Source organism: Actinocorallia sp. API 0066, assembly GCF_020991275.1.
Lineage (GTDB): Bacteria > Actinomycetota > Actinomycetes > Streptosporangiales > Streptosporangiaceae > Actinocorallia.
In genome coordinates this window covers 598565-621745 of record NZ_JAJLQY010000003.1, presented here as the reverse complement: position 1 = coordinate 621745, position 23181 = coordinate 598565, and the positions used below count along the sequence as shown (strand labels likewise).

The window sequence follows — 23181 nt, the reverse complement described above, 5'->3', positions numbered from 1 at the left end:
TGGCCGGTCCCAGCGGCGTCGTGCTGCGGCGGGTACTGGCTGGGGCGGTCAGGTGCCGGTGTAGCTGAGGAGTCCGACGGCGCATCCGATGTCGGCGGGCTTGTCCGTGCTGGGCTTGGCGGGGTCGTTGATCACGTTGGTGTAGTACATATCGGTGATCAGCGAGCGCTTGAACATCTGGTCTGTCTGCTGTAGTCCGGCGAAGCCCGGCCCGAACTTCCATCCGCTGGCCTTGCTGGTCTTGGTGCTGGTGGTCTTGGCGCGGACGGCTATCCACACCACTGCGGATTTCTCGGCGCGCAGCGCGTAGACGGGGTGCCCGCTGGGCGTCCGCTTTACCACGTGGGTCCAGCCGGTCTGGCTGCTCGCGGGGACCGGGGTGGGATTCTTGGGCTGGTTGCGGCGGGTGGTGCAACGGCCTTCCCCGAATCGGGTCTTGTTGGTTTCGGCGGCGGCCTCGGCTGGGATTGCTCGCGGCTGCATGGCGAATGCCGGGTCGGCGTCGCGGACCTCCTCGACGTAGCCGTCTTCGTCGCGGGGGATGTCGGGGAAGTCGCCGGTCTTCGGTGCCCCGGCCGTGAGCACTGATTTCCATGCCCCGTCCGGCTGCAAGGCGAAGATCATTGTCTCGCCTTCGAATGTCCTGCTGAGTCCTGGGCGCGGATTGTCAGTGAGCATTCCGCCGTGGTAGATCCACGGCGTGACGCTGCCCTTCCCTGCACGGACGGCGAACCATTTTCGCGCGTTGACCGGCTCGCGCGGAATCAAGAGTTCGGCGTTCTGGATCTGCACCTTTCCCGCCGGTCCCAGGCCGTATTTCCGGTTGAATGCGAAGTAGGCGGAGTTGATTTCGTACTCGGGTCCGGCCTGGACCTGCCCTAGCCGTCCGGTATCGAGAGTTCTGGCGGCAGAATTGGTGATGGCGACGTAGCGCCGGATCACCTCTCGGGCCTCGGCGTGTGTGATGGCCGGACCGCCATATTGCAGAGCGACGATGACGGCTGCGGCGACCGTGATTCCGGCGACGGATGCGGCGGCGGCCTTCGCCTTTGTGCCGGTTTTCGCGCCCTGGGCTGCGATGGAGGCAACGACATGGGGGGCAAGAATGGGCATCGACATAATGGCGGCTGCTGCGGCGATCCTGAGTCCGGCCCTGCCGACCTTTTCCCAATCGGGGCCGTAGGCGGCGGTCGCGACGATTTCCAGCCGCTCTAGGAATGCGTCTGCGTCGGTCGGTCTGCTGGCTGGCGTTTTGGCCATTCCGACAGTGACCAGGGAGCGCAGCGGTCGGGGGATTCTGCGGGTGGGGATGCGGGCGCGGGTGTGTTGTGCTTCTAGGGTGCCGGTGCCTGACCTGGTTGTTCGGGTGGTGTAGGGGCGGTGGCCGGTGACGCACTCGAAGAAGACGCACGTTGCGGCGTAGACGTCGGTCGCGGGTGAGGCGGGGCCCCCTCGCCATTGCTCGGGGGCCATATAGGCGGGGGTGCCGATGCGCCCCGATTCGCCCGCGAGAACGGCGATGCCGAAATCAATCAGTTTGCTTTCGCCGGTCTCGTCGGAGACCAGGATGTTGCGCGGCTTGTAATCGCGGTGCACGAGCCCGCGAGAGTGCGCGGCGGAAAGACCCTGCAAAGAGCCTTTCAGGATGAGCAGCGCGGATTGCGGCTTCAACCCTTCGGGGCTGCTGTCGAGTACCTTCCTGAGGGTGGCACCGGGCACGTATTCCATGACGATAGCCGCGCTGCCGTCCGGCGATTCCATGAATTCGTGAAGCTTTGCGATATATGGAGTCTCCAGCGACGCGAGTATCTGCGCCTCCTGCCGGAATTGCGCACCTTCGGTCGTTTCTAGCGCGTCGGGCGCAAGGTATTTGATGGCGACTAGCTCGCCGTCTATTTCGCGCTCTGCGAGAACGACGCGGCCTTGCGAGCCTTTACCTAGCTCCCGGTTTTCTTCGTATCCGGGGACTCTCCATTCCGTCTCGATCATGCGGCGGCGTCCTCCTTGACGATGGCGAGGATTTCCACTGCGAGCAATCGCAAGATCTTCTTCTCGTGGTTCCGCTCAAATGTCTTGTGGGTGATCGGCGGAGAGAAGACTTGGCCGCATGCGGTCCTGCGGTCACGGATGGAGGTTCCGGGGGTGCCGGGCGCGATCTGCAAAAGGATGCGCATGATCTCGGCGTACTCGCCGCCGACACCCTCGATCGCCTGGGTGATGATCTCCTGCGCGCGGATGGCGCGCTGTCCGCCTCGGAGGGTGTCTTCGTCGGACGGGGGAACGAGAAGGTCCACCACGGGCAAGAGGTCTTCGTCCGCGAGGAGCTGACCGGCGCGCGCTCCGCTGCGGACCAAGCTGCGCACGGCTTCCTCAAAGCTGGCCGTCTCCAGACGGCGCGGACCTCTGACGGTCGCGAGTCGGGGCTTTCGCAAGTACGCCATTGCGGTTCTCCCTTTTGCGTTTACGGGCTCTATCCGGCCGGTCCGGGCGGTTGCTGCCGGGACTGATGATGCACCTTCACGCCGCATTTTTCGGCCCAGGACAGGGCCGTCCGCAATGGTCGGCCGTATGTGGACATGGCCTGGCAAGGGGGTATCTGATGGGGCTCTGAGCTGCGCTTATCTGGCTTTCGTTGGTGGACTCGTGCACCCTTTCGTGCACTCTTTCGTGGGTGGCCTCGTGGTGTCGGTGGTGGGGCGGATTTGGGGTTGCGACGGGCGTAGAAATGTGCACCCCCTTTGGCCGCATCCTGTCGGTGTCGGCGCAACGGGCGTCGGCGGGAGGGAGCAGAGATGAAGATCCCCGTGGACAAGACGGGCTTGACGTTCATGGTCATGGCTGAGCCCCGGGCGAAGCTGGACTTCGAGTCTAAGCAGCCGGTGATCAAGGAAGGTGAGCAGGTCCACACGGTGACGGTCGCCGTGATGAACGGCGCGGAGGTGGTGCAGATCCGCCTTTCGGTGCCGGGGGCTCCGGGCATCGGTCAGGCCCAGTGGGTCGATCCGGTGGGGCTCGCCTTCAACCTGACGGACCGTCCGGGGCAGGGCGGGGGCGGCCCCATGTTCTGGTGGACCGTCGATCGGCTTGACGCACTGGGCGGGCCGTCGGCTCCCTCCGGTGCGTCGGCTCCGGCCTCGGGCCGCAAGGGTGCCGCGTGATGACGGCGCTCGTGGACGCGGCGGCGCGCTCGCTGGTGCCGGGCGGCTGGGTGCTGTCGGTCGGCCTGGCGGACCGCTGGCAGTCCGAGACGGCTGCCGAGATGCTGTTCACGGTCCGGGACTCGGGTCCGGTGCTGCTGCACTACCGGCTGCCGTCTGTGGCGGTGACGCTGCGGCACCGCTGGCCGATCTCGCCTGAGGACCGGGCTTCGGTCTGGGCGGGGGTCCGCTCGGCGGGTCTGCTCGGCGAACTCGGCGCGGCGGGCGGTCGGAACGGGGACGGCGGTTGGCTGTCGCTGAGGGTCGGCGACGGTGAGCGCTGGGCCGCGCTGGACGGTTCGGGGTCGGTCGGTGGCTGGCCGGTGGAAGCGGCGGCGCGGCGGCTGGTGCCCTCGGCGGTGTGGCGGCACGTGAAGCTGCGGCGCGCGGCGGCCCTGGCCGGATCGGGTGTCGGCCGGTGAGCGGCGGCTGGATGGCGGAGGGGGAACCGGCTGGGCTCCCTCCGCTCATCGAACGGCCGGACATCCCGGTTCGGGTGCGGCGGACCCTGACGGCCTGGCTGGTCATTTGGACGGTTCGCCCGGCGTGGCTGTGGCGGCGGGAACTGCTCGTGCTGGCCGTCCTCGGCGGGCTGGCGGGCTGGGGCTGGTCGCTCGGCGGGACCTTCGGGGCGGTCGGGTTCGTGGCGGCGCTGGTGCCGGTGACGGCTGCGGGCTGGCCGTGGCTGGGCTGGTGGCTGACGCGGGCTCGGTGGCGTCGGCGCTGGGACCGGGCATGCCGGTTCGCGCGGCTGGCGACGTCGAACGACCGCGTGCCGCGTATCCGGAAGATTCGCCGGGTGCCGGTGGGGCTGCGCCTGCGGGTGCGGGTGCCGCGCGGGCTCATCGTGGATGGCGTCGAATCGGCGGCTGCGCATCTGGCCTCCGACCTTCGGGTGCGTGAGGTCCGGGTGCGCCGCGATGCCGACCGCGCGCATCTGGCGGTGGTCGATCTGGTCCAGCGCGATCCGCTGGCGGTCTCCGATCCGCTGATGTGGCCGTGGCTCGATCGGCCGTCCGCTCGGCTGTGGGAAGGCGTGCCGGTCGGCCTGTCCGAAGACGGGGAGCCGGTCACGGCGCGGTTGCCGGGCTTCAATCTGCTGCTCGGCGGGGAGCCGGGCGCGGGCAAGTCGGCGGCGCTCTCGACGGTCCTCGCGGGTGCGGCCTTGGACCCCTGGACGAAGGTCGTCGGTTTGGATGCGAAGAGATTGGAGCTGGCGTTTTGGCGGCCGTGCATGGCTGAGGTCGTCTATGCGGACATCGGTGAGGCGTGCGAGCTTCTGGAGTGGCTGATCGGGGAGATGGATCAGCGGTATCGGGCTCTGGAGAGCGCGGGTCTTCGCAAGGTTCCGGACGGTGCCGGGCTGCTGCTCCTGGTGGTGGACGAACTCCGCTTCTACACCGCGCACCCGGACAAGCAGGAAGCGGCGCGGTTCACGATGCTGCTGATCGACCTCGTCGCCCGTGGCCGTGCGGCGGGGATGCCGGTGTCGGCGGCCACTCAGAAGCCTTCCCACGACGTGGTGAGCACGTCTCTCCGGGACCTGTTCGCCTATCGCTGGGCGATGAGATCGACCACTCGCGCGGCGAGTGACACGATCCTGGGTCAGGGCTGGGCGTCGCTGGGCTACTCGGCGGCGTCGATCCCCATCTCGACGCGCGGGGTGGGTCTGCTGCTGGCGGAGGAGTCGGCGGAACCTGTCCGGCTCCTGTCGTACTACCTGACCGATGAGGAGATCCGGCGTGTTGCGGCACGCGGCGCTGAGCTTCGCCGGGTGCACGGCACCGGCTAGCCCTGGCTTCTGTGGGGGCTGCTGCCTGCGGAAAGTCCCGTTCGGCGGGAGCGTGCCGGCTACCGCCCCCCGTACCAAGATCAACTCCGTTGCCGGTCCAGCGGCCCGCTTGGCGGGCGGGGGTTCCACCTGATCGCGGTTGACCTGCTGGCCCCTTGTCGGGTCTACCCCTCGCTGTTGGGCGGGGGCGGGAGGTCGCAATGTCGGCGAAGAAGACCGAATGCCTGTGCGTGGTCAAGAGGGTGCCGGGGCGGGTGTACCCGCTGGAGCGGGGGCCGCTGCCGGGCGGTGCGCAGTTCACGCCGGAGCTGGTGCGTGAGGTCGGGGACGTGCTGGCCGCGCACGGGTTCCCCCGGCCGGAAGACCTGGACCGCAACGCGCTTATGTGGGTGCTGTTCAGGTTCGTGTGGGGCGCTCCGGTCGGGCGTCCGGGCGGCGGTGTGCGTGAGGGCGTGGGCGGGTGATCGGGGCTGAGGGCCAAGCGCTCACGCGGATGATGTCGCAGACGTGGCGGCAGTGGGCTAGTCAGGTCGTTCGGTCGGGGCACTGCGTGCGGCCGGTGCGGCTGAGTGGGTCGGCGCTGGCGGTCAGCACGTCTACGGGTGAGGTTGTCAGCAGGTTTTCGACGTCGGATGCGCCGGATGGGACGTTGCTGGTGGCGTGTGGGGATCGGCGTGCGGTGGTGTGTCCGCCGTGCTCGGAGACCTATCGGGCGGACCTGTGGCATCTGGTGTCGGCGGGGTTGCGCGGGGGCGGGGGCGGGTCGGGCCGGTCGGCGGCTACGCGGGATGTGCCGGATGTGGCGGGGCATCCTGCGGCGTTCGTCACCCTGACGGCTCCCTCGTTCGGGCTGGTGCATGGTCGGCGGGCGGACGGCTCGTGCCGGGCGGCGTCGGATCGGCCGGTGTGCGCGCATGGGAATCCGCAGTACTGCAACAAGCGGCATGCGCGGGGCGACGGGCAGTTGGGGACGGCGTTGTGCGTGTCGTGCTACGACTACACCGGTCACATTCTGTGGCATGCGTCGGTCCCGGAGCTGTGGCGGCGGTTCACGGTGGAGCTGCCCCGCGCGCTGGCGCGGTTGTCGCTGGAGCGGACGGGGGCGCACCGGACGGCGCGTGAGGTCGGCCGGACCGTCCGGGTCTCCTACGTCAAGGTGTCGGAGTGGCAGCGGCGGGGCGCGATCCACCTGCACGCGGTCGTCCGCCTGGATGGGCGGGACGCTGACGGGGAGGTGATCGACCCTCCGGGCTGGGTGGCGGTGCCGGGTCTGCTGGCGGCGGCGGTGAAGGAAGCGGCTGCGGCGGTGCGGGTCGGCTGCCCGTGGCCGGATGGGCGGGAGCGCATCGCCCGGTGGGGCGGTCAGGTGCACGTGCGGGCGGTCACCGATCCCGCGCGGACGGCGGCCTACCTGGCCAAGTACGCCACCAAGACGGCATCGGACAGCGTGCCAGGGCTGCCGGTGCGGACGTTCGACCGGCTCACGATCGACCGGCTGAGGCGCAAAGGCGTCTCCTGGCATTACCTGCTGCTCGCGGGAACCTGCCTGCGGCTGGCTGAGGCTCCGGAGTGCGAGGGACTGCGCCTGGCCGACTTCGTGCACACCTTCGGCTATCGGGGCCACCACGCGTCGAAGTCCCGCTTGTACTCGACGACGATGCGGGCGCTTGGGGCTGCGCGGCGGGCGTGGCGGGCGGAGCAGCGGGGCGCGGATGTGTGGGCGGCGGCCGGTGCCGATGTGGCGGTGGTCGGTGACTGGCGGCTGGTCGGCGTCGGTCACGCCCGGCCCGGGGATGCGCTCTTGGCGGAGCGGATGGCCAGAGAAGAGGAGGCGTACAAGCGCGCGGTCAAGGTGCATGACGTTCGTCGGCTCGTAGAAGCAGTGGAGGAAACCGAATGGTGAGCATCTTTGCGACCCTGCTAGGGCTGTACCTGGTCACGCGTGCGGCGGGCTGGACGCTGCGGGACCCGTATCGGATGCGGGGCGGGCGTGCGGGCTACGGCGGGGGGATGGCAGCGACGCTGCTGGTCCTGATCGTCGGGACGGTCATCACGTTCGTGGTGGCGGCGGTGACGGGCCAGGTGTGGTGAAGCGCGGGCCCGTTGTGCGGGCGCTTCTGGATACGCGCTTCGACCTGTGGGTGACACCTCAGGTGATCCGGACCCTGTACCTGCTGGCCCTGTGGGGCGGTGTCGCGTCCCTCGCCTTCTTCGGGATGTGGTGGTATTGGCTCGGGACGTGGGCCGGCTGGATGTTCTGGGTGATGATCCCGGCCACTGTCTGTGGCCATCTGGGGATGCTCCTGGTCGTCCGGGTCAGTCTGGAGCTGGTCCTCATCCGATGGATGCGGGCAAGTCCGAGACGGGACAGCGAGGAAACCCGGCCGGACCTGCGACAGGGACGCAAGCCCGGAGACCTGAGGGCCGCATACGAAGAACGGTCGCCCTCGGGCGTCCATTCGAGAACCGGCAGCGGCAGCGGACCGTACCCGCGACAGGGGCAGGCATTTGGCGATCGGAGAGTCGCACCCAAAGAGGCGTCGCCGCAAGGCGTCGATCCAAGGGCGGCGGGCGGGGGCTTGTGGGAAGGCCCGCCCACCGATTACAGCCCGCCGCGCACGCCTGGGGATGGTGCGCCGAGAACGCGCGCCCCCGGGGTTAGGGACACAGCACCGCGAAGCGGTCCAGAACAAGGGGCGGAGGGCGGGGGCTTGTGGGATGGAAAGCCCGGCGGTGGGCCGACATGGCCGTGACGACGGGCACCAGTGGTGATCTTGACCCCGACTCCGGGGCCGCGCTCGACGGACCGCATGAGCCGGGGCCTGGCCTGGCGGTTCCGGCGTCGGTGATTGAGTCCCTGTCGGCGGAGTCCCGCGCGTGGGTGGTGGCCCTGGTCGATGGCTGGGGGCCGCTGCCGGACGCGCACCGGGAGTGGCTAGCGCGGGTGTTCCGGCGTAGCTGAGTCAGGGATGCCGCCCCGTTCCGGATCGCACCGGAGCGGGGCGGCATCGTTGCTATGCGGCCTTCGCAGCGGCGGGGCGGCGGCGGGTCGTGCGTCGGGCCTTGCGCTTGCTGTCGATGGGCGTGGGCTGGCGGGTCGGCTCCGGCGCGGTAGCCGGGGGGATGGGCTCGATGGTGACGCGCTCGTGGATCGGCAGTCGCTTGCCCCGTCCCACCGGCTGGATGGTGACGGTCAGCAGACGGCGGACGATTTCGCGCTGTTCTCCGAGTGTGAGGGCGTTCCATGCGGCGTGGATGTCATCGGCGGTCACGAGTACAGCGGCGGGGTGCATGGCGCTGTGGACGGAATCTAGCTGCTGTTGGGCCATGTCCAGCTTGAGCCGTCGCTTGGCGGTCGTCCGGTCGCGCTGCTCCTTGGTGATCCGGTCTTCCTCGTAGTCGTCGGCGATCTCGTTCAACCGGGCGCGGTGCTCGGCGATCTCGGCCATGAGGGCGGCGGGGTCGATGTGTCCGGTCTGCGGCTTGCCGATGATGTCTTCGGGCTGGGAGTTGGCGATGAGCGTCAACAGGGTGTCGATCACCAGGGCGTCAAGGGTGAACATGGGCGACAGCACATGACCGCCTCCCCGGTAGGCGGCGCACCGGTAGGTCATCTCCTTCGTCTTGACCGTCTGCCCGTCGCGCTGGATCTTCCGGTGCTTCTGGTGAGCCTTCATCGGCGCTCCGCACGGGCACTGGTAGATCCCGGCACCGAACCAGCGGACGGCGTTGCCGGGGGTCGTCCTGCGGGCGGGGTCGGTGAGGCGGGCGACCACGGCCCAGTAGCGGGCTTCGCTGACCGGGGCCCTGCCGGGGTAGCGGCCAACGACGTCTTCCCGGGTGTAGGGGGTCCGGTTGTCCTCGTCGTCCTTGCGGTGGACGGAAAGATTCGCGTTGCGGGGCCGCAACAGCATGTCGCGCACGGAGACCGAACACCACTCCTTGCCGTTGACCTTGCGGCTACCGGCGGCGTTGAGATCACGGGCAAGCTCCTTCATGGAAACCCCGGCCTCGGCACACTTGAACGCCCGGCGCACGAACCGGAGTTCGGCGGGAATCGGCGTACCCTCCTCGTCCCACCCGTAGGCACGGCGTCCGCCACCGTTGCGGCCCTCCTGGGCCTGCTCCAAACGGGCGTCTGACACGCGACGGGCGGTGTCACGGCTGCTCTTGTTGGCCATCGCGACCAACACGCGCGCCATAGTGATATCGGCGTCGCTGGCAAGCCTGAGGCTCCCCGTGACGCTGTCGAACACGATGCGCGGCTTGGATGCCTCCACCACGTCGATCGCGTCTTCTAGGTCGCGCGGGTCGCGGAACGTCCGGTCAAGGTCCATCGCCAGGAACGTCCGCAGACCGGTACGGCGCTCCAACAGGTCAAGGGCCTCCCGGAACTTCGGCCGGATGGTCCGAAGCTGCGTCTTGCCGTTGGGCAGCTTGATCTTCTTGCGCTTGAACGCGCTCGTGTCGTTCTCGACCAACACGAGACGGGGACGCGCGCCGGTGAACAGGGCCTTGGACGCTGTGGCGGACACTTGACGGGCAACGCCGTCGATCTCGTCGCCTTCGGCTGAGGAGATACGGGCAAGAATGATCGTGTCGGTACCGGTCGGGTCGTCGGCAATCCACCGGTCTCCGCCTCCCACCCATCGTCCGGGGACTCCGGCGATGACCATGGGGGCGTCGGTGTACATGGCGAGTCGGACGGCTTCGGCGGTCAGGTCGGCGCACTCATGGGTCATGCTCACCTGGGCTTCCGCAGTGACAGCGATGCTCATTCCCTCTGTACCTCTCGGCCCGTAAGTCGGCCGAAAAGAAGTGCAAAGTCCTGTGCTCGGGCAAGTCCACGCTCCTGCACTGCCTGGCCGGGGTGCTCACGCCGGACGCGGGCACCGTCGAGTTCGCGGGCCGCACCATCTCCGCGCTCGACGAGGACGCCCGCAGCAGGCTGCGCCTCACCGACTTCGGGTTTGTGTTCCAGTTCGGCCAGTTGCTGCCCGAGCTGACCGCCGCCGACAACGTCGCCCTCCCGCTCCTGCTGGCCGGGGCGTCACGGGCGAAGGCGCGCACCGCCGCTTACGCCGCGCTGGCGCGGCTCGACCTTGCGGGCGCGGAGGCGAAGTACCCCACGGAGCTGTCCGGCGGCCAGGCCCAGCGGGTCGCGATAGCGCGCGCGCTGGTCACCCGCCCCAAGGTGCTCTTCGCGGACGAGCCGACGGGATCGCTCGACTCACTGGCGGCCGAGCGCGTGCTCACCGCGATGCTCGACCTGGTCCGCGCGGACGGCACGACGGTCGTGCTCATCACGCACGACCCGCGCACCGCGGCGCACGCCGACCGCGAGGTCATCGTGCGGGACGGCGGGATCGGCGCGGTGGTCGTGTGAACGCCGCGTCCGCCCGGCTTGCGCTGCTCGGCAGCCGGTCGTCCGTGCGCCGCCTCGTCGCCATCGGGGTGGGCGTGGCCCTGGGCGTCGCCGCCTTCCTGCTGGTGTGGGGGGCCGGGGGCGGCCTCCAGGAACGGGAGAACCGCTCGGCGTGGCTGTACACCGTGGGCACGGAATCCGAGGGCGAGCCAGGCCGGCCCGGTAAGGGCGAGGCGCTGTGGGCGTGGTCCACCGACTACCACCGGGGCGCGCCCGTCCTCCTGCGGACCATCTCCGTCACGCAGGACACGACGGTCACCCTTCCCGGTGTGGGGACGCCGCCCAGGCAGGGCACCTACTACGCCTCGCCCGCGATGCGGCGCCTCATCGACCGGACCCCTGACGCCGAACTCCGGGACCGCTACGGCACCTCCGTGGGCACGCTCCCCGCATCCGTTCTTCCCGGCCCGGACGCCCTCGTCGTCGTCGCGGGCACGACCCCTGAACGGGCGGCCTCCGCCGTCTCGGTCAGCACCGTCAAGGGGTTCGACGACAAGGCGACGCCGCGTGGCGGATCCATCCGGGCCGTGATGCTCATGGGCGGCATCGCGATCTTCTTCCCGGTGCTGCTGCTCGTCGGGATCGCCACCCGGCTCGGCGCCGCCGCCCGCGCCGAGCGGTTCGCGACGCTGCGCCTCATCGGCGCGACCCCGGGCGCGCTGGCCCGCCTCGCCGCGTGGGAGATGGGCGCCGTCGCGCTCGCCGGGGGCCTCGCGGGGGCGCTCCTGGCGTGGGCGCTGCGGCCCGTCGCGGCGCTGCTGCCGCTCGGCGACGGCAGGCTGTACGCCGCCGACCTCGCGGTGCCGCCGGGGTTCGCGCCGCTCGTCGTCGCGGTCATGGCGGTGGGCGCGGCGGGCGCCGCCGCCTGGCGGATCCGCCGCGCCGACATCGGCCCGCTCGGCGCGGCCCGGCAGCGCCGCGAGCGCGTCCCCACCGCGCCGCGCGCGCTGCCGCTGCTCGCGGGCCTGGCGGTGATGGCGGCGGGCACGCTCGCGCCCGTGCCGGGCGACCTGGTGCAGCCGCTCCTGATCGGCGGCTTCGCCGTGACGATCGCGGGCATCGTGGTGGTCGGCCCGTGGCTGACGCTGCTGGCCGGACGGCTCCTGGAGCGTCGCGCGGGCGGCGCGGCGTCGGTCATCGCGGGCGGCCGGATCCGGGCGACGCCCGCCGCCACGTTCCGCGCGGCGAGCGGCATGGTCGTCGCGGTCTTCACCGTCGCCGTCTTCGCCGGGTCGGCGAGTTCGGTCGACCAGGTGACGACCCCCGACGCCGGTCCAGGGCTGTCCCCGGTAGGCAGCCTGTTCGCTTCCGTGGACCCGGAGCGGGTCACCCCGCGCGCGCTCAAGGGGATCGAGGCGGAGCGCGTCGTGGTGGCCTACGCCCGGCCCGACGAGCGGGGCTCCGTCTTCGTCTCCGTCGCCGACGCACGGTCGCTCGGCTTCACCGGCCTGCCTGCGCGGGGACACGTCCGGTTCGATCTGCCCGCGTTCGTCGACGCCTCCCCTGACGAGCCCGCGAAGGCAGTCCCCACGACGGCCCCGCAAGGGCTCGAACCGGCCGCGCTGTTCGCCCTCACGGACGGAAGCGCGACGGCGATCGAGCGGACCAGGACGTCGCTCAGCCTCTCCGGTGTGGCCGCGACGCCGGGCCTGTCCCGCGCCGACCTGGCCGACCTGGGGCTGCGCGGCGTCGTCGGCAACCTCGCGCGCCTCGCCTACACGGGCGTCTTCGTCGCGATCCTCATCGCGGGCGTCTCCCTCGCCGTCTCGACGGCCTCGGCGATGCTGGACCGGAGGCGCGTCCTCGGCCTCATGCGGCTCATGGGGATGCCGCCCGCCGTGCTGCGCAGGACGATCGTCTACGAGACGGCCGTGCCGCTCGGGGCCGTCCTCCTGCTGTCGCTCGGCGCGGGCTTCACGGTCGCCTGGATGATCCTGGAGGGCCTCGGCAACGACCGGCTGACCATGGGCTGGCCCGACCCGCTGTTCTTCCTCACCCTGGCGGCGGGCCTCGCCCTCACCCTCGCCGCGACGTACGCCGCGACGTCCCTGGTCCGCCGCAACACCGGCCTCACCACGACCCGCTTCGAGTGAACCGCCCTACGCCCGCCCGGGAGCCGTCCGGGCGGGCGCGGGCGTCCTGAGACGTGGCTCACACGGGGACGCCGGGAAGAAGCCGAAGCCCCGGAAGGTTGTCCCTCCTACGGTTTCCCACCCCTGAACTCCCGGCGATCCACGGGATCCCGACCGTAGGAAGGCGACTGATGACGGCACTGTCCATACTGGACCTCGCGCCCGTGGCCAAGGGGCAGCGGCCCCGCGAGAGCTTCGAGGCCAGCGTCGCGCTCGCCAGGACCGCGGAGCGCACCGGCTACCGGCGCGTCTGGTACGCCGAGCACCACAACATGAGGGCGATCGCCTCGACCGCGACGAGCGTGCTCATCGGGTACGTCGCCGCGCGCACCGAGACGATCAGGCTGGGCTCCGGCGGGGTCATGCTGCCGAACCACTCGCCGCTGGTGATCGCCGAGCAGTTCGGCACCCTGGAGACGCTGTTCCCCGGCCGGATCGACCTCGGCCTCGGCCGCGCCCCCGGCACCGACCAGCGGACCATGCGGGCGCTGCGCCGCGACAACACCTCAGCCGACACGTTCCCCCAGGACGTCCTGGAGCTCCAGGGCTACCTCGCGGGCAGGTCGCTGGTGCCGGGCGTGGAGGCGGTCCCGGTGGCCGACCAGGCGGTGCCGCTGTACATCCTGGGCTCGTCGCTGTTCGGCGCGCAGCTCGCGGCGCGGCTCGGACTGCCCTACGCGTTCGCGTCCCACTTCGCGCCCGACCACCTGCACGAGGCGTCCGGCCTGTACCGGGACACCTTCAAGCCGTCCGAGCATCTCGCGGAGCCGCATCTGATCGTCGCCGCGAACGTCTTCGCCGCCGCCGACCACGCCGCCGCCGTCGAGCAGAAGACCGTCGCCTACCGGGCCCGCGCCCGGATGATGATCGCGCGCGGCCCGATGGGCGGCGCCGACTTCAGCGACGCCGAGATCGACGCGTTCCTCGCCTCCCCGAACGGCCGCCAGCTCACCAACATGACGCGCTACACGGCGGTCGGCACCCCCGACGAGGTCCGCGCCTACCTGGAAGACTTCGCCGCCTCCACGGCCGCCGACGAGGTCATCGTCACCCACCCGGCCCAGAACCTCCCCGACCGCCTCCGCTCGGTCGAGCTGACCGCTGCCGCGATGTCCCTCCCGGTATAACGCGTTACCTCCGCAAGATCGGAGATCCTCCCGCCGGGTCCCGAACGCCGCGCCAGGCCCGTGCGGCCGTCCACCCGGACGGCCGCCACGACCCCCGAGCCGGGCTGCTCGGGTAAGCGCCATTTCCCGAACGGGTCCACTTCCTGCCAGGCGGTGGGCAGGACGAGGGTGCGGCGGTCGCGGCGGCAGCGCTCCTCCACGAAGTCGAGGGCGGCCGCCACGTCGTCCATGAAGTAGGGCATCGCGCGTAGGGGGCGGGTGAGTGGGCTGGTGAAGTCGTCCCAGTGGATCGGGAGGACGGTGGCGGGATCGGTCGCGGTGACCGTCTCGCGCCAGTACTCCTCGCGCCACCCGGGAGGCTGCCCGCCCAGGCGGCCGACGCTGAGGTAGGCCGTGTCCGCGTGGAAGTCGGCGAGCTTGCCGGGGACGTGGTTGGCGCTCGGGTGCACCAGCAGCGAACCGGCCGGGTGCCGGACGAAGAACGAGAAGCACTGGCCCGACTTCCACGCCCGGTAGGGGGCGGGCGGCGTCAGCGGCTCCGTGACGGCCCCCTCGGCGACGTCTCCGGGGCTGTGCAGCGCATGCACGAACGTCACCCTGAAGTCCCCGAAGGCGAACACCGCTCCGTCGCCCGCCTCCACGAGGAGTTCCTGCGGCAGCCCGTACCCCCGGCCGATGTTCACCGTGGAGTCGGAGCCGTAGAGGCGGGCGCCGTACTTGCGGGCGATGACGGGCGCGTCGAGGGCGTGGTCGTAGTGGGAGTGCGCGCACAGCACGGCGTCGAGCTTCGTCACCCCGGCTCGCGTCAGGCACGCGTCGATGGTGCGCTCGTCGGGGGCGATGGGCCGGGCCGCCAGCCGCCACAGCGGCGGCCTGCTGAAGAACCCGTCGATCAGGATGGTGTGCCGGGCGTCGCGCAGCAGCAGCGTGCTCGTGCCGAGGAAGACCGCCCGCACCCCCGACGCCGTGGGACCCTCCGGCGGCGGCCCCGGGGTCGCCAGCGCCGCGTACAGGGTCATGCTGGGCCGGGCCAGCGGGCTCCTCATGCGGCTGCCCTCTCGCCGCCGTGGTTCCGGGGGGTGGCTGAGACCTGCATCACAGCATCGTACGCCCGCGCGATCACCGGTGAGATCGAGCGAACCTCTCAAACCGCCCATTCCGCCACACCTGGCGTGGGCCGGGAGTGGTCAGGAGGCGCGGGCGGCGGGCCGGTGCGGGAACGCGGCGAGCGCTCCGGCGTGGTCCTCGCCGGTGGCCTCCAGGAGGTCGACGGTGAGGGAGCGCAGCTGGGCGAGGACGACGTGGGCGGAGAATCCGAGCGGCGGCAGAGGCACCGGGTCGAGGCGGGCCGCCGCCCGGCGCAGCGCCTTGCGGGTGAGCACGGGCGTCTCGCCGCGCACCAGCTCCTCGCTGAGCCGCGCCGCCTCCCGCGCGAGGTCGTCCATCCCGACGGCGAGCAGCTCGGGCGTCTTCTCACCCTTCTCGATCATCGCGACGGTGTGCCTGAGCAGCACCCGTGTGTTGCGCAGGGCGCGGTCGAGGGGTTCGGCGGCGGTGGCGAACGCGTCGAGGCGGGCGCGGCGGCCCCGGTGCAGCGGGGACAGCGCGGCGATCTCGCGGGCGGTGGTCAGGGTGTCCCGGTAGGCGTCCACCGCCTTCTGCGAGCCACGGGCACGGTCCAGGGCCGCGGCGGCCCGCCCGGGGTCGCCTTCGCGCAGCGCGGCCGCCGCCGCCTCCAGCGCGGCGGAGACCTCCTCCAACAGTTCGCGGATCGCCTTGGCGGCCAGGCCCGACGGGTTGGCGGGCAGCAGCGCGATCACGACGAGCCCGATGAGCCCGCCGACGAGCGCGTCCACCATCCGGTCGAGGCCGCCCGTGCCGCCCGGCGGCAGCAGCGTGGCGACGAGCACGGCCGACGATCCGGCCTGGAGCGAGATGAGGGCGCCGCCGTCCAGCAGCACCGAGACGGCCATCGCGAGCGCGACGACAAGGGCGATCTGCCACGCGCCGCCGCCTATCGTCGAGATCAGCAGGTCGCCCACCCCGACGCCCACGCTGACCCCGGCGACGAGTTCCAGCACGCGCCGCCTCCGGGTGCCCAGGCCGACCCCGATGCACAGCACGACGGCGATCGGCGCGAAGAACGGCCGGTCGTGGCCGAGCGCCCCGGCCGCGACGAGCCACGCCAGCGCCGCCGCGACCGCGCACTGGACGATCGGCAGCGCCATGGCGCGCAGCCTTTCGGTCCGGGCGGTCAGGTTCTCTGCGAGCGCTGTCATGTCCCTAACGATCGGCGCCCGCCGCCCATACGTCAAAGACACGGAGTGACCAAGAGCCATAGAAGATGTTTATGGGAAGCTCGAAGGGTGAGCTTCCGCAGGATGGAGTACCTGGTCGCCGTGGTGGAGGAGGGTTCGTTCAGCGCGGCCGCCGAACGGCTCGGGGTGACACAACCCACGCTCTCGCACCAGATCAGGGCGCTGGAGAAGGACGTGGGGGTGCCTCTGCTGGAGCGGACGGCGGGCCGCGTCCGTTCGGGCCGGGTCCTGCTCACCCCGATGGGCCGCGAGTACCTGCCGCACGCCGTCGCCGCCCTACGCAGCGCCCGGTTGGCCCGTAGGACGGGCGCGGGGGAGCCGGGCCCGGTCGTGCTGCGGATCGCGACCATGTACTCGATCGCGCTCGGCGTTGTGCCGCCCGCCGTCCGGGTCTGGCTGGCCGGGCACCCCGGCGCGGAGGTGGAGGTCGCCGAGTTCGCCTCCGGGACGGCCCTGGAACGGCACGTGGCGGCGGGCGGCGCCGACCTGGGCGTCGGACCCCTGCCCGCGCGCTGGGACGGCCCCGTGCACCCGCTCGGCGAGGAGGAACTCGTCCTTGTGCTGCCCGAGGGCGACCCGCTCGCCGGGCGGGAGAGGCTCGCCCTGCGCGAGCTCGCCGACCGGCCCTGGGTCCTGTACGACACGGGCAACGCGCTGGCCCCGCTCGTCGCCGGGGCCTGCGCGGAGGCGGGCTTCGAGCCGACCGCCGCGGTCCGCACCCACCACAGCGCCACCGCCCTCCAGCTCGCCGCCGCAGGGCTCGGCCCCGCCCTCGTCCCCGCCGGAGTCCTCGAACCACAGCTGCCCGTAGCCGTCCTCCGGCCCATCCCGCCCGTCCGCCGTGTCCTCGCCGCCTACCTGTCCGGCTCGCCCTCCCCGGCCGCCACGAGCTTCATCGAGACCCTGCTGACGACGCCCGCCTAGGACGTCACGGGGCGGGCCGTCTGGGCGGCGAGGAGGGCGGTGAACGCCAGGGCGGCGGGGGAGGGGTCGGGACGGGTGAAGGCGACGAGGCGGCGGACCACCGGCGTCGCCGGACGGGCGGTGTGCGCCGCGTGCCGGGCGCCGATGACGTCGGCGGGCACCAGGGCGGGGCCGAGGCCCGCGGCGGCGAGCTCGACGGCCGTCGCGGTGTGGTGCACCCGGGCGGCGGCCCGCGGCGCGAACCCGGCCTGGGCGAACGCCCGCGCGACGAGCGGGGACAGCCCGAAGTCGGCCGCGTAGAGCACCCAGGGCCGGTCGGCCAGCAGCGCCAGGGGCACGCCTCCGGGACGGCGTAGCAGGGGCTCGTCAGCGGGCAGGACGAGCAACAGCTCTTCCTCGCCCAGGACGTGCCGGGGCCCCGGCCAGCCCTCCGGGTCGGTCCCGACGGCGATGTCGGCCTCGCCCCCGGCCATCGCCTCGGCCAGCAGGTCGATGTGGGCGTACTCGGTGAGCGCCACCCGGACCGCCGGATGCGCGCGCCGCCACGCGCCGAGCGCGGGCGGCACGAGGCCCATCGCCATCGAGTGCAGCGCCGCCACCCTCAGTTCGCCGCCCTCCAGCCGGGCGGCGGCCCGCGCGGCCTCCGCCGCTGCCCGGTACGCGGTGAGCGCGGCGCGCGCGTGCGGCAGGAACCGTTCGCCCTCCGGCGTCGGCACCGCCCCCTCGGGGGTCCTGACGAACAGGGCGCGCCCCAGCTCCTGTTCCAGCGCCTTGACCTGGTGGGAGAGCGCGGGCTGGCTCACCCGCGCGGCCCGCGCCCCGTCGGTGAACGACCCTTCGGCGGCGACGGCCACCACGTACTCAAGCTGCCGGGGCCTCATACCGGGCACCTTACGCCCGCCCGGATCCCCCATAAGGCAGAGCTTTCAGGGCGTTGACACCAACGGCCCCGCGTGCGACCGTACGTACGGTGTAAACAACCTTAGGTCGTACGTACGGAGGGGGCGCCATGACGGCCGAGACGGTCGCCGCGCACGGCACCGGTGGGACCGCGCAGTGGAAGGACCGGAAGAAATACCTGTGGCCGCTGGGGCTCGCGATCCCCGCAGCGCCACTCGTCTCCTACGGCCTCGTGGAGGCCACCGGCTGGGGCGCCTTCTGGGCCCTCGGCCCGTTCCTGCTCATCGTCGTCAGCCCCGCGCTCGACGCCTTCTTCGGCAAGGACTCCGACAACCCGCCCGACAGCGTCCTGGCCTGGCTTGAGGGCCAGCGCTACTACCGCTGGTGCGTGTGGGCCTACCTGCCGCTCCAGTACGCGGGGCTCGTCCTCGCCTGCTGGATCTGGGCCCAAGGCGACGTCCCCCTCTGGGAGAAGATCCTCCTGACGCTCTCCATCAGCGTCGTGGGCGGCGTCGCCATCAACGCGGCGCACGAGCTCGGCCACAAGAAGGAGGCGCTGGAACGCAGGCTCGCGAAGATCGCACTGGCCCAGACCGCCTACGGGCACTTCTTCATCGAGCACAACCGGGGCCACCACGTACGGGTCGCCACCCCCGAGGACCCCGCCAGCGCCCGGCTCGGCGAGAGCTTCTACCGCTTCCTGCCCAGGACCGTCGTCGGCAGCGTCCGCTCCGCGTGGGGGCTGGAGCGGCGCCGCCTGGCCCGGCTGGGGAGCGGCCCCTGGACGCCCCGCAACGACGTGCTCAACGCATGGGCCCTCACGCTCGTCCTGTACGGCGCCCTCATGGCCGTCTTCGGGATCGGCGTCCTGCCCTACCTGCTCGTCCAGGCGGTCTTCGGGTTCGCCGCCCTGGAGGTGGTGAACTACATCGAGCACTACGGCCTACTGCGGCAGCGGACCCCCGCCGGACGGTACGAGCGGTGCGCGCCAAGGCACAGCTGGAACAGCGACGCCATCGCCTCCAACATCCTGCTGTTCCACCTCCAGAGGCACAGCGACCACCACGCCCATCCCGTCCGGCGCTACCAGACGCTCCGCAGCTGGGCGGAGGCGCCCGAACTGCCTCTCGGCTACGCGGCGATGACGCGCCTCGCCTACGTCCCGCCGCTGTGGCGGCGCGTCATGGACAAGCGCGTCATCGCGCACTACGGGGGCGACGCCTCCCTGGCCCACATCCAGCCGGGCAAGCACGCCGCCTACGGGGTGACGCCGCCCTCCTGAGCCGCCCGACGCGCCCGCTCCAACAGGACGGGGTCGTGCGCGGACACGAGGACAAGATCGGGCTCGCCGCGCCGGTGCAGGGCGGCGAGCCGCGTGTGGTTGGCCCGGACCAGCGCGCGGTCGAACGCCACGGCCGCCTCCGAGGCGCGCAGCGCGAACGGGGTGCCCGAGCCGTCCAGGGTGCCGCGCCAATAGAAGGCGTCGCCGCAGTGCACGACCCACCGGCCGCCCGCGTCCACCGCCACCGCCGCGTGGCCACGGGTGTGGCCGGGCAGCGGCAGGAGCAGCAGCCCCGGCGCGATGATCTCCCGCGCGGCGGTGAACCCGCGCCACGGCTCGCCCTCGGCCGGGTGCTCGACCAGCCTGGGCCCGTGCGCCCACTGAGCGGCACGGTAGCGGCTCCGCTCGCGCCGGGACGGGGCGTGCACCGCGCCGCGCGCCTCGTCGGCCGTGACGTGGATCTGGGCGTCGGGGAAGTCCGCGATCCCGCCGATGTGGTCGAGGTCGAAGTGGGTGAGCACGATGTGCCGCACGTCCGAGCGCCGGAACCCGAGCCGCTCGACCTGCCGGGCCGCGGTCTCCGCCGGGTCGAGCAGCGGCCTGATGACGTGCCGGAGCGCGCCGAGCCGCCGCCGGGGGGAGGCGACGTCCTGGAGCCCGAACCCGGTGTCCACGAGGACGAGCCCCGCGTCGTCGGTCTCCACGAGCAACACGTGGCAGACCAACGGGGAGCCGGGCACACGCAGGGTGCCGCAGTTAAGGTGATGGACCTTCATGACGGGATTCTCGCCGATCCCCAGGGCACGCGGATTGTCACAGGACGACGGGTTTAATCCGTTCGCCCTCACCAGAATGCGCGAGTAGCCTCGAAAGTTCGCCTGGATCTTGACAAGGAGCTGACGCATGTCCGGAGAGGCCGACGTAACGGGGACGCTCATGGCCGAGCGCGCCCACCTGGACCGCGCGCGCGAGGCACTGCGGCGGATGCGGGAGCACGCCGCGTCCCTGTCGGCCGACGCGGCGGGAGACTGGGTCTCCAAGCAGGTCCTCGAATCCCTGCTCGACCTGCGCATCAGGGCCCTGGCCGACCACCCCGACACCCCGCTGTTCTTCGGTCGGCTCGACCACGCCGACGGGTCCGACCTTCCCGAAACCGTCTACGTCGGACGCAGGCACGTCCACGATGACGAAGGCGCCGCCCTCGTGCTGGACTGGCGCGCGCCCGTCTCGCGCGCCTTCTACCAGGCCGGGCCGCGCACCCCGATGGGCGTCGCCCGGCGGCGCCGCTTCGGGTTCCGGGGCGGCGCGCTCACCGCGTTCGAGGACGAGCACCTGGACGGTCGCGACCTCGCCGCGTCCCGGCTGCTCACCGAGGAGATCGAGCGGCCGCGCACCGGGCCGATGCGCGACATCGTCGCGACGATCCAGCCGGAGCAGGACGTCATCGTCAGGGCCGAACTCGGCCGTACCGTCTGCGTCCAGGGCGCCCCCGGCACCGGCAAGACCGCGGTCGGCCTTCACCGGGCCGCCTATCTGCTGTTCACGCACCGGGAGCGGCTGAGCCGGTCGGGCGTGCTCATCGTCGGGCCGAACCGGGCCTTCCTGTCCTACATCGGCGACGTGCTGCCCGCCTTGGGCGAGGTCAAGGTGGACCAGGCGACCGTCGCGGACCTGCTCGGCGGCCCCACCGCGACGGAGCCGGTCGAGCGCGCCGCGCTCAAGGGCGACCCGCGCCTGGCCGACGTGCTCCGCAAGGCGCTGTGGCTGCATCTGAACCGTCCGGAGGACGGCCTACTCGTCGTCAAGGGCGCCGCACGCTACCGCATCCCGGATTACGAGGTGCGCGAACTCGTCTCCGAGCTGCGCGGGACGACGCGGTACGCCGCGGGCCGCGAGGCGCTCGCCCGCAGGCTGGCGCACCGGGTGCTCGTCCAGATGGAGCGGCGCGGCGAGGCGCCCGACGACAGGACGCACGACGCCGTCACCCGAGGCAGGCCGGTGAAGGCGGTGGTCGACCAGGTGTGGCCGAAGCTCACCCCGAGGCAGGCCGGTCAGGGCTGCGGTCGACGGCGGCTACTTTGTGACGGTTCCCTTGCCGCCGCACGTGCCGCACTTGTGGTAGGCGTCGCCTACCCACCAGCCCTTGGAGCCGCTGCACTGGCCGCAGATGACTTCCAGGAGTTGGGGCGCGGGCGGGGGAGCGGCTGTCGTGCGTGTCCGGGTGCGCATCTGGTCCCAGGCGTCCCTGACGGACTGGCTCTCGGCTACCAGCCCCCCCTGCTGGGGGGTCCACCAGCAGGTCCAGGTGGGTGCTACGGGTGCGCCCGTGTAGCCGAAGGCACCGGGTGCGTGGCCGCCGGAGTGCGTCATGCGTGTCTCCTGGGCGTGAGGGGCTCTCAGTACAGGGTAGGTGACGGCGGCGCCCGCCGCTACCGCGCGAGGTGCTCGACTACGCGGCCCGCCTGCTGCCAAGGGCCTGGAGTACGACAACGTGGTCGTCGTAGAGCCCGCCGCGATCGCCGCCGCCGAGCCGCGCGGCCTCGCCCGCCTGTACGTCGTGCTGACCCGCGCCGTCTCGACCCTCACCGTGGTGCACGCCGAGCCGCTGCCGGACGCGCTCGCTCAGTCGAGCGTGTAGCGGATCGGCAGCCGCTTCAGCCCGCCGACGAACGTGGTGGCCGTCCACTCGGGCTCGCCCGCCAGCTCCACCGACCGCAGCCGGGGCAGCAGGGCGGCGTACAGCGCCTGGATCTCCATCCTGGCCAGCGCCGCCCCCAGGCAGTAGTGCACGCCGACCCCGAACGCGAGGTGCCGGTTCGGGTCGCGGCCGACGTCGAACCGGAACGGCTCGTCGAACACCTCCTCATCCCGGTTGGCCGACGGGTAGGACAGCAGCACCGCCTGTCCCTTGGCGACGGGCACGCCGCGCACCTCGGTGTCGCGCGCGGCGGTGCGCATGAACTCCTTGACCGGGGTGACCCAGCGGATCATCTCGTCCGTCGCGGTCGGCAGCAGCGAGAGGTCCGCGCGCAGCCTGGCCAGCTCCGCCGGGTGCTCGATGAGCGCGTGCAGGCCCCCGGCGATGGTGGAGCTGGTGGTGTCGTGCCCGGCGGTCGCGATGATCACGTAGTAGGAGGCCGTGTCCGCGTCCGACAGGCGCGCGCCGTCCACCGAGGCGTTGGCGATCGCGGAGGCCATGTCGTCGGTCGGGTGCGCGCGGCGGGCCGCGGTGATGCCGTTGAAGTAGGCGAAGAAGTCCAGCAGCGTCTCCAGCTGCTCGGCCTCGCTCTCGCCGCGCCGCAGCTCGGCGTCCTGGCCGCCGAACAGCTCCTGGGTGAGCCGCAGCATCCGGGGGAAGTCGGACTCGGGCAGGCCGAGCAGCGACAGGATGACGTACAGCGGGTAGTGCGTGGCGATCCGCTGGACGAAGTCGCATTCACCGCCCAGTTCGGCCATCCGCTCGACGTACCTGTGCGCGAGCGCGTCCACCCGCTCCTGGAGCGCGCGCATCGCCCGTGGCCGGAACCAGTCGGCGCCGATGGCGCGGACGACGCGGTGCTGCGGGTCGTCCATGTGGACGAGCGTGCGCAGGCCCATGCCCTTGGCCCGCTGCTCGTTCTGGAGCGCGTCCATCGCGGCGGTGGACAGCAGGGCGCGCGGGGCGTTGAGGAAGACGTCGTGGGCGCGCTCGATCTCCGTGACGTCGGCGTGCTTGGTCACCGCCCAGAACGGGTTGTAGCCCTCGGGCTCCACCCACGTCACCGGGGACTCGCGGCGCAGGAGGGTGAGCGCCGCGTGCAGGCGAGGCTCGTCGGCGTATGCGCGCGCGTCGGCCAGCGCGAGGCCCGCCGTCTCGATCGTCAGTTCGGAACCCATGTGCGCCTCCGTGGGGAGCTCGCCGCCGTTGCCGATCCTTTGTAACACCCCGGGCACCCGGCGTCACCGCTTCCGAGGTGACCACTCGTGGGATTCTTCCGGGGGTTTCCTGAGAGATGTTACTTATTGTCGGAAAACGGATACATAGAGTGGTGGCGGCTCCGCCCGGACGCCGCCGACCTGCCGGTCCGGCGGAGTCCCGCCGGAG

General features: G+C 71.8%; 24 protein-coding genes and 1 pseudogene. 14 read left to right on the top strand and 11 right to left on the bottom strand.

The annotated features are described in order from the left end of the window. Window positions 1-48 precede the first annotated feature (48 nt). Together LO762_RS10700 and LO762_RS10695 are read right to left on the bottom strand one after the other, a co-directional pair. A complete protein-coding gene (locus LO762_RS10700; RefSeq protein ID WP_230614412.1) occupies window positions 49-1989 on the bottom strand; it encodes a serine/threonine-protein kinase in 1941 nt (646 codons plus the stop codon). After that, on the bottom strand, window positions 1986-2441 hold the full coding sequence (locus LO762_RS10695) for a hypothetical protein (protein WP_230614411.1): 456 nt from the start codon (window positions 2439-2441) through the stop codon (window positions 1986-1988). Before LO762_RS10695 ends, LO762_RS10700 begins: the two co-directional genes overlap by 4 nt. 351 nt (window positions 2442-2792) lie before the next feature. Here LO762_RS10695 and LO762_RS10690 point away from each other — a divergent pair, with 351 nt between their 5' ends. From LO762_RS10690 to LO762_RS10660, 8 genes are all read left to right on the top strand, one after another. After that, on the top strand, window positions 2793-3158 hold the full coding sequence (locus tag LO762_RS10690; protein WP_230614410.1) for a hypothetical protein: 366 nt from the start codon (window positions 2793-2795) through the stop codon (window positions 3156-3158). After that, complete coding sequence (locus LO762_RS10685) at window positions 3158-3619, top strand: hypothetical protein (RefSeq protein ID WP_230614409.1); 462 nt, start codon at window positions 3158-3160, stop codon at window positions 3617-3619. The genes LO762_RS10690 and LO762_RS10685 overlap by 1 nt, the downstream gene beginning before the upstream one ends. Continuing rightward, window positions 3616-4989, top strand: coding sequence for an FtsK/SpoIIIE domain-containing protein (locus tag LO762_RS33440; RefSeq protein WP_230614408.1), 1374 nt, complete (start codon window positions 3616-3618; stop codon window positions 4987-4989). The genes LO762_RS10685 and LO762_RS33440 overlap by 4 nt, the downstream gene beginning before the upstream one ends. Before the next feature lie 200 nt (window positions 4990-5189). Further along, entirely contained in the window at window positions 5190-5453 is a 264-nt protein-coding gene (locus tag LO762_RS10675) for a hypothetical protein (RefSeq protein WP_230614407.1), read from the top strand. Between the two features lie 29 nt (window positions 5454-5482). Further along, the gene (locus LO762_RS10670) at window positions 5483-6892 is read left to right on the top strand and encodes a replication initiator (RefSeq protein WP_308103703.1); all 1410 of its coding nucleotides are present in this window, start codon (window positions 5483-5485) and stop codon (window positions 6890-6892) included. Next, window positions 6886-7080 carry a hypothetical protein gene (locus tag LO762_RS10665; RefSeq protein ID WP_230614405.1) on the top strand — a complete coding sequence of 65 codons (195 nt, stop codon included), beginning with the start codon at window positions 6886-6888 and terminating at the stop codon, window positions 7078-7080. Before LO762_RS10670 ends, LO762_RS10665 begins: the two co-directional genes overlap by 7 nt. Further along, on the top strand, window positions 7074-7742 hold the full coding sequence (locus LO762_RS33885; protein ID WP_374201546.1) for a DUF4282 domain-containing protein: 669 nt from the start codon (window positions 7074-7076) through the stop codon (window positions 7740-7742). The genes LO762_RS10665 and LO762_RS33885 overlap by 7 nt, the downstream gene beginning before the upstream one ends. After that, a complete protein-coding gene (locus tag LO762_RS10660) occupies window positions 7733-7951 on the top strand; it encodes a hypothetical protein (RefSeq protein ID WP_230614404.1) in 219 nt (72 codons plus the stop codon). The genes LO762_RS33885 and LO762_RS10660 overlap by 10 nt, the downstream gene beginning before the upstream one ends. A 52-nt stretch (window positions 7952-8003) precedes the next feature. On the opposite strand, the gene LO762_RS10655 is transcribed toward LO762_RS10660, so the two are convergent. Then, entirely contained in the window at window positions 8004-9767 is a 1764-nt protein-coding gene (locus tag LO762_RS10655) for a recombinase family protein (RefSeq protein WP_230614403.1), read from the bottom strand. 5 nt (window positions 9768-9772) lie between these two features. On the opposite strand from LO762_RS10655, the gene LO762_RS10650 reads away from it, so the two are divergent. The 3 genes from LO762_RS10650 to LO762_RS10640 all read left to right on the top strand — a co-directional run bounded on the left by LO762_RS10650 (window position 9773) and on the right by LO762_RS10640 (window position 13673). Beyond that, window positions 9773-10375 (top strand): ABC transporter ATP-binding protein, encoded by a 603-nt coding sequence (locus tag LO762_RS10650; protein WP_308103702.1) that lies wholly within the window; start codon window positions 9773-9775, stop codon window positions 10373-10375. Further along, window positions 10372-12507, top strand: a complete 2136-nt coding sequence (locus LO762_RS33435) for an ABC transporter permease (RefSeq protein WP_230614401.1) — start codon at window positions 10372-10374, stop codon at window positions 12505-12507. Before LO762_RS10650 ends, LO762_RS33435 begins: the two co-directional genes overlap by 4 nt. 170 nt (window positions 12508-12677) lie before the next feature. Then, window positions 12678-13673 carry an LLM class flavin-dependent oxidoreductase gene (locus LO762_RS10640; protein WP_230614400.1) on the top strand — a complete coding sequence of 332 codons (996 nt, stop codon included), beginning with the start codon at window positions 12678-12680 and terminating at the stop codon, window positions 13671-13673. A gap of 413 nt (window positions 13674-14086) precedes the next feature. On the opposite strand, the pseudogene LO762_RS10635 reads toward LO762_RS10640, so the two are convergent. After that, window positions 14087-14692, bottom strand: a pseudogene (locus tag LO762_RS10635) (MBL fold metallo-hydrolase); the annotation flags it as partial. Window positions 14693-14860: 168 nt separating this feature from the next. Continuing rightward, window positions 14861-15952 (bottom strand): aromatic acid exporter family protein, encoded by a 1092-nt coding sequence (locus LO762_RS10630; RefSeq protein ID WP_230614399.1) that lies wholly within the window; start codon window positions 15950-15952, stop codon window positions 14861-14863. Window positions 15953-16039: 87 nt separating this feature from the next. Between LO762_RS10630 and LO762_RS10625 the strand changes: the two genes are divergently transcribed. After that, window positions 16040-16915: a LysR family transcriptional regulator gene (locus LO762_RS10625; protein WP_230614398.1), complete on the top strand. Its 876-nt coding sequence runs from the start codon at window positions 16040-16042 to the stop codon at window positions 16913-16915. Here LO762_RS10625 and LO762_RS10620 read toward each other — a convergent pair. After that, window positions 16912-17796, bottom strand: a complete 885-nt coding sequence (locus tag LO762_RS10620; protein WP_230614397.1) for a LysR family transcriptional regulator — start codon at window positions 17794-17796, stop codon at window positions 16912-16914. The genes LO762_RS10625 and LO762_RS10620 overlap by 4 nt on opposite strands. Window positions 17797-17924: 128 nt before the next feature. Here LO762_RS10620 and LO762_RS10615 point away from each other — a divergent pair, with 128 nt between their 5' ends. Continuing rightward, entirely contained in the window at window positions 17925-19097 is a 1173-nt protein-coding gene (locus LO762_RS10615) for an alkane 1-monooxygenase (protein ID WP_230614396.1), read from the top strand. Here LO762_RS10615 and LO762_RS10610 read toward each other — a convergent pair. From LO762_RS10610 to LO762_RS10600, 4 genes are all read right to left on the bottom strand, one after another. Next, on the bottom strand, window positions 19073-19873 hold the full coding sequence (locus tag LO762_RS10610) for an MBL fold metallo-hydrolase (RefSeq protein ID WP_230614395.1): 801 nt from the start codon (window positions 19871-19873) through the stop codon (window positions 19073-19075). The genes LO762_RS10615 and LO762_RS10610 overlap by 25 nt on opposite strands. Window positions 19874-19910: 37 nt before the next feature. Continuing rightward, on the bottom strand, window positions 19911-20867 hold the full coding sequence (locus tag LO762_RS33430) for a hypothetical protein (RefSeq protein ID WP_308103673.1): 957 nt from the start codon (window positions 20865-20867) through the stop codon (window positions 19911-19913). Window positions 20868-20929: 62 nt separating this feature from the next. Further along, complete coding sequence (locus tag LO762_RS33425; protein ID WP_308103671.1) at window positions 20930-21133, bottom strand: hypothetical protein; 204 nt, start codon at window positions 21131-21133, stop codon at window positions 20930-20932. Window positions 21134-21170: 37 nt separating this feature from the next. Further along, window positions 21171-21467 carry a hypothetical protein gene (locus LO762_RS10600; protein WP_230614394.1) on the bottom strand — a complete coding sequence of 99 codons (297 nt, stop codon included), beginning with the start codon at window positions 21465-21467 and terminating at the stop codon, window positions 21171-21173. Between the two features lie 40 nt (window positions 21468-21507). Here LO762_RS10600 and LO762_RS10595 point away from each other — a divergent pair, with 40 nt between their 5' ends. Continuing rightward, complete coding sequence (locus LO762_RS10595; RefSeq protein WP_374201545.1) at window positions 21508-21735, top strand: hypothetical protein; 228 nt, start codon at window positions 21508-21510, stop codon at window positions 21733-21735. On the opposite strand, the gene LO762_RS10590 is transcribed toward LO762_RS10595, so the two are convergent. After that, complete coding sequence (locus tag LO762_RS10590) at window positions 21720-22973, bottom strand: cytochrome P450 (RefSeq protein ID WP_230614393.1); 1254 nt, start codon at window positions 22971-22973, stop codon at window positions 21720-21722. The two genes, LO762_RS10595 and LO762_RS10590, sit on opposite strands and share 16 nt — an antisense overlap. Window positions 22974-23181 lie beyond the last annotated feature (208 nt).

What these genes read in the sequence shown, in the direction of transcription:
- LO762_RS10675 (WP_230614407.1), top strand. Translation starts at nt 5,190, where the DNA reads ATGTCGGCGAAGAAGACCGAATGCCTGTGCGTGGTCAAGAGGGTGCCG.
- LO762_RS10590 (WP_230614393.1), bottom strand. Translation starts at nt 22,973, where the DNA reads ATGGGTTCCGAACTGACGATCGAGACGGCGGGCCTCGCGCTGGCCGAC.
- LO762_RS10695 (WP_230614411.1), bottom strand. Translation starts at nt 2,441, where the DNA reads ATGGCGTACTTGCGAAAGCCCCGACTCGCGACCGTCAGAGGTCCGCGC.
- LO762_RS10670 (WP_308103703.1), top strand. Translation starts at nt 5,483, where the DNA reads ATGATGTCGCAGACGTGGCGGCAGTGGGCTAGTCAGGTCGTTCGGTCG.
- LO762_RS10660 (WP_230614404.1), top strand. Translation starts at nt 7,733, where the DNA reads ATGGCCGTGACGACGGGCACCAGTGGTGATCTTGACCCCGACTCCGGG.
- LO762_RS10600 (WP_230614394.1), bottom strand. Translation starts at nt 21,467, where the DNA reads ATGACGCACTCCGGCGGCCACGCACCCGGTGCCTTCGGCTACACGGGC.
- LO762_RS10655 (WP_230614403.1), bottom strand. Translation starts at nt 9,767, where the DNA reads ATGAGCATCGCTGTCACTGCGGAAGCCCAGGTGAGCATGACCCATGAG.
- LO762_RS10685 (WP_230614409.1), top strand. Translation starts at nt 3,158, where the DNA reads ATGACGGCGCTCGTGGACGCGGCGGCGCGCTCGCTGGTGCCGGGCGGC.
- LO762_RS10665 (WP_230614405.1), top strand. Translation starts at nt 6,886, where the DNA reads ATGGTGAGCATCTTTGCGACCCTGCTAGGGCTGTACCTGGTCACGCGT.
- LO762_RS10700 (WP_230614412.1), bottom strand. Translation starts at nt 1,989, where the DNA reads ATGATCGAGACGGAATGGAGAGTCCCCGGATACGAAGAAAACCGGGAG.
- LO762_RS10630 (WP_230614399.1), bottom strand. Translation starts at nt 15,952, where the DNA reads ATGACAGCGCTCGCAGAGAACCTGACCGCCCGGACCGAAAGGCTGCGC.
- LO762_RS10640 (WP_230614400.1), top strand. Translation starts at nt 12,678, where the DNA reads ATGACGGCACTGTCCATACTGGACCTCGCGCCCGTGGCCAAGGGGCAG.
- LO762_RS10620 (WP_230614397.1), bottom strand. Translation starts at nt 17,796, where the DNA reads ATGAGGCCCCGGCAGCTTGAGTACGTGGTGGCCGTCGCCGCCGAAGGG.
- LO762_RS10610 (WP_230614395.1), bottom strand. Translation starts at nt 19,873, where the DNA reads ATGAAGGTCCATCACCTTAACTGCGGCACCCTGCGTGTGCCCGGCTCC.
- LO762_RS10615 (WP_230614396.1), top strand. Translation starts at nt 17,925, where the DNA reads ATGACGGCCGAGACGGTCGCCGCGCACGGCACCGGTGGGACCGCGCAG.
- LO762_RS10690 (WP_230614410.1), top strand. Translation starts at nt 2,793, where the DNA reads ATGAAGATCCCCGTGGACAAGACGGGCTTGACGTTCATGGTCATGGCT.
- LO762_RS33430 (WP_308103673.1), bottom strand. Translation starts at nt 20,867, where the DNA reads ATGCAGCCACAGCGCCTTGCGGAGCACGTCGGCCAGGCGCGGGTCGCC.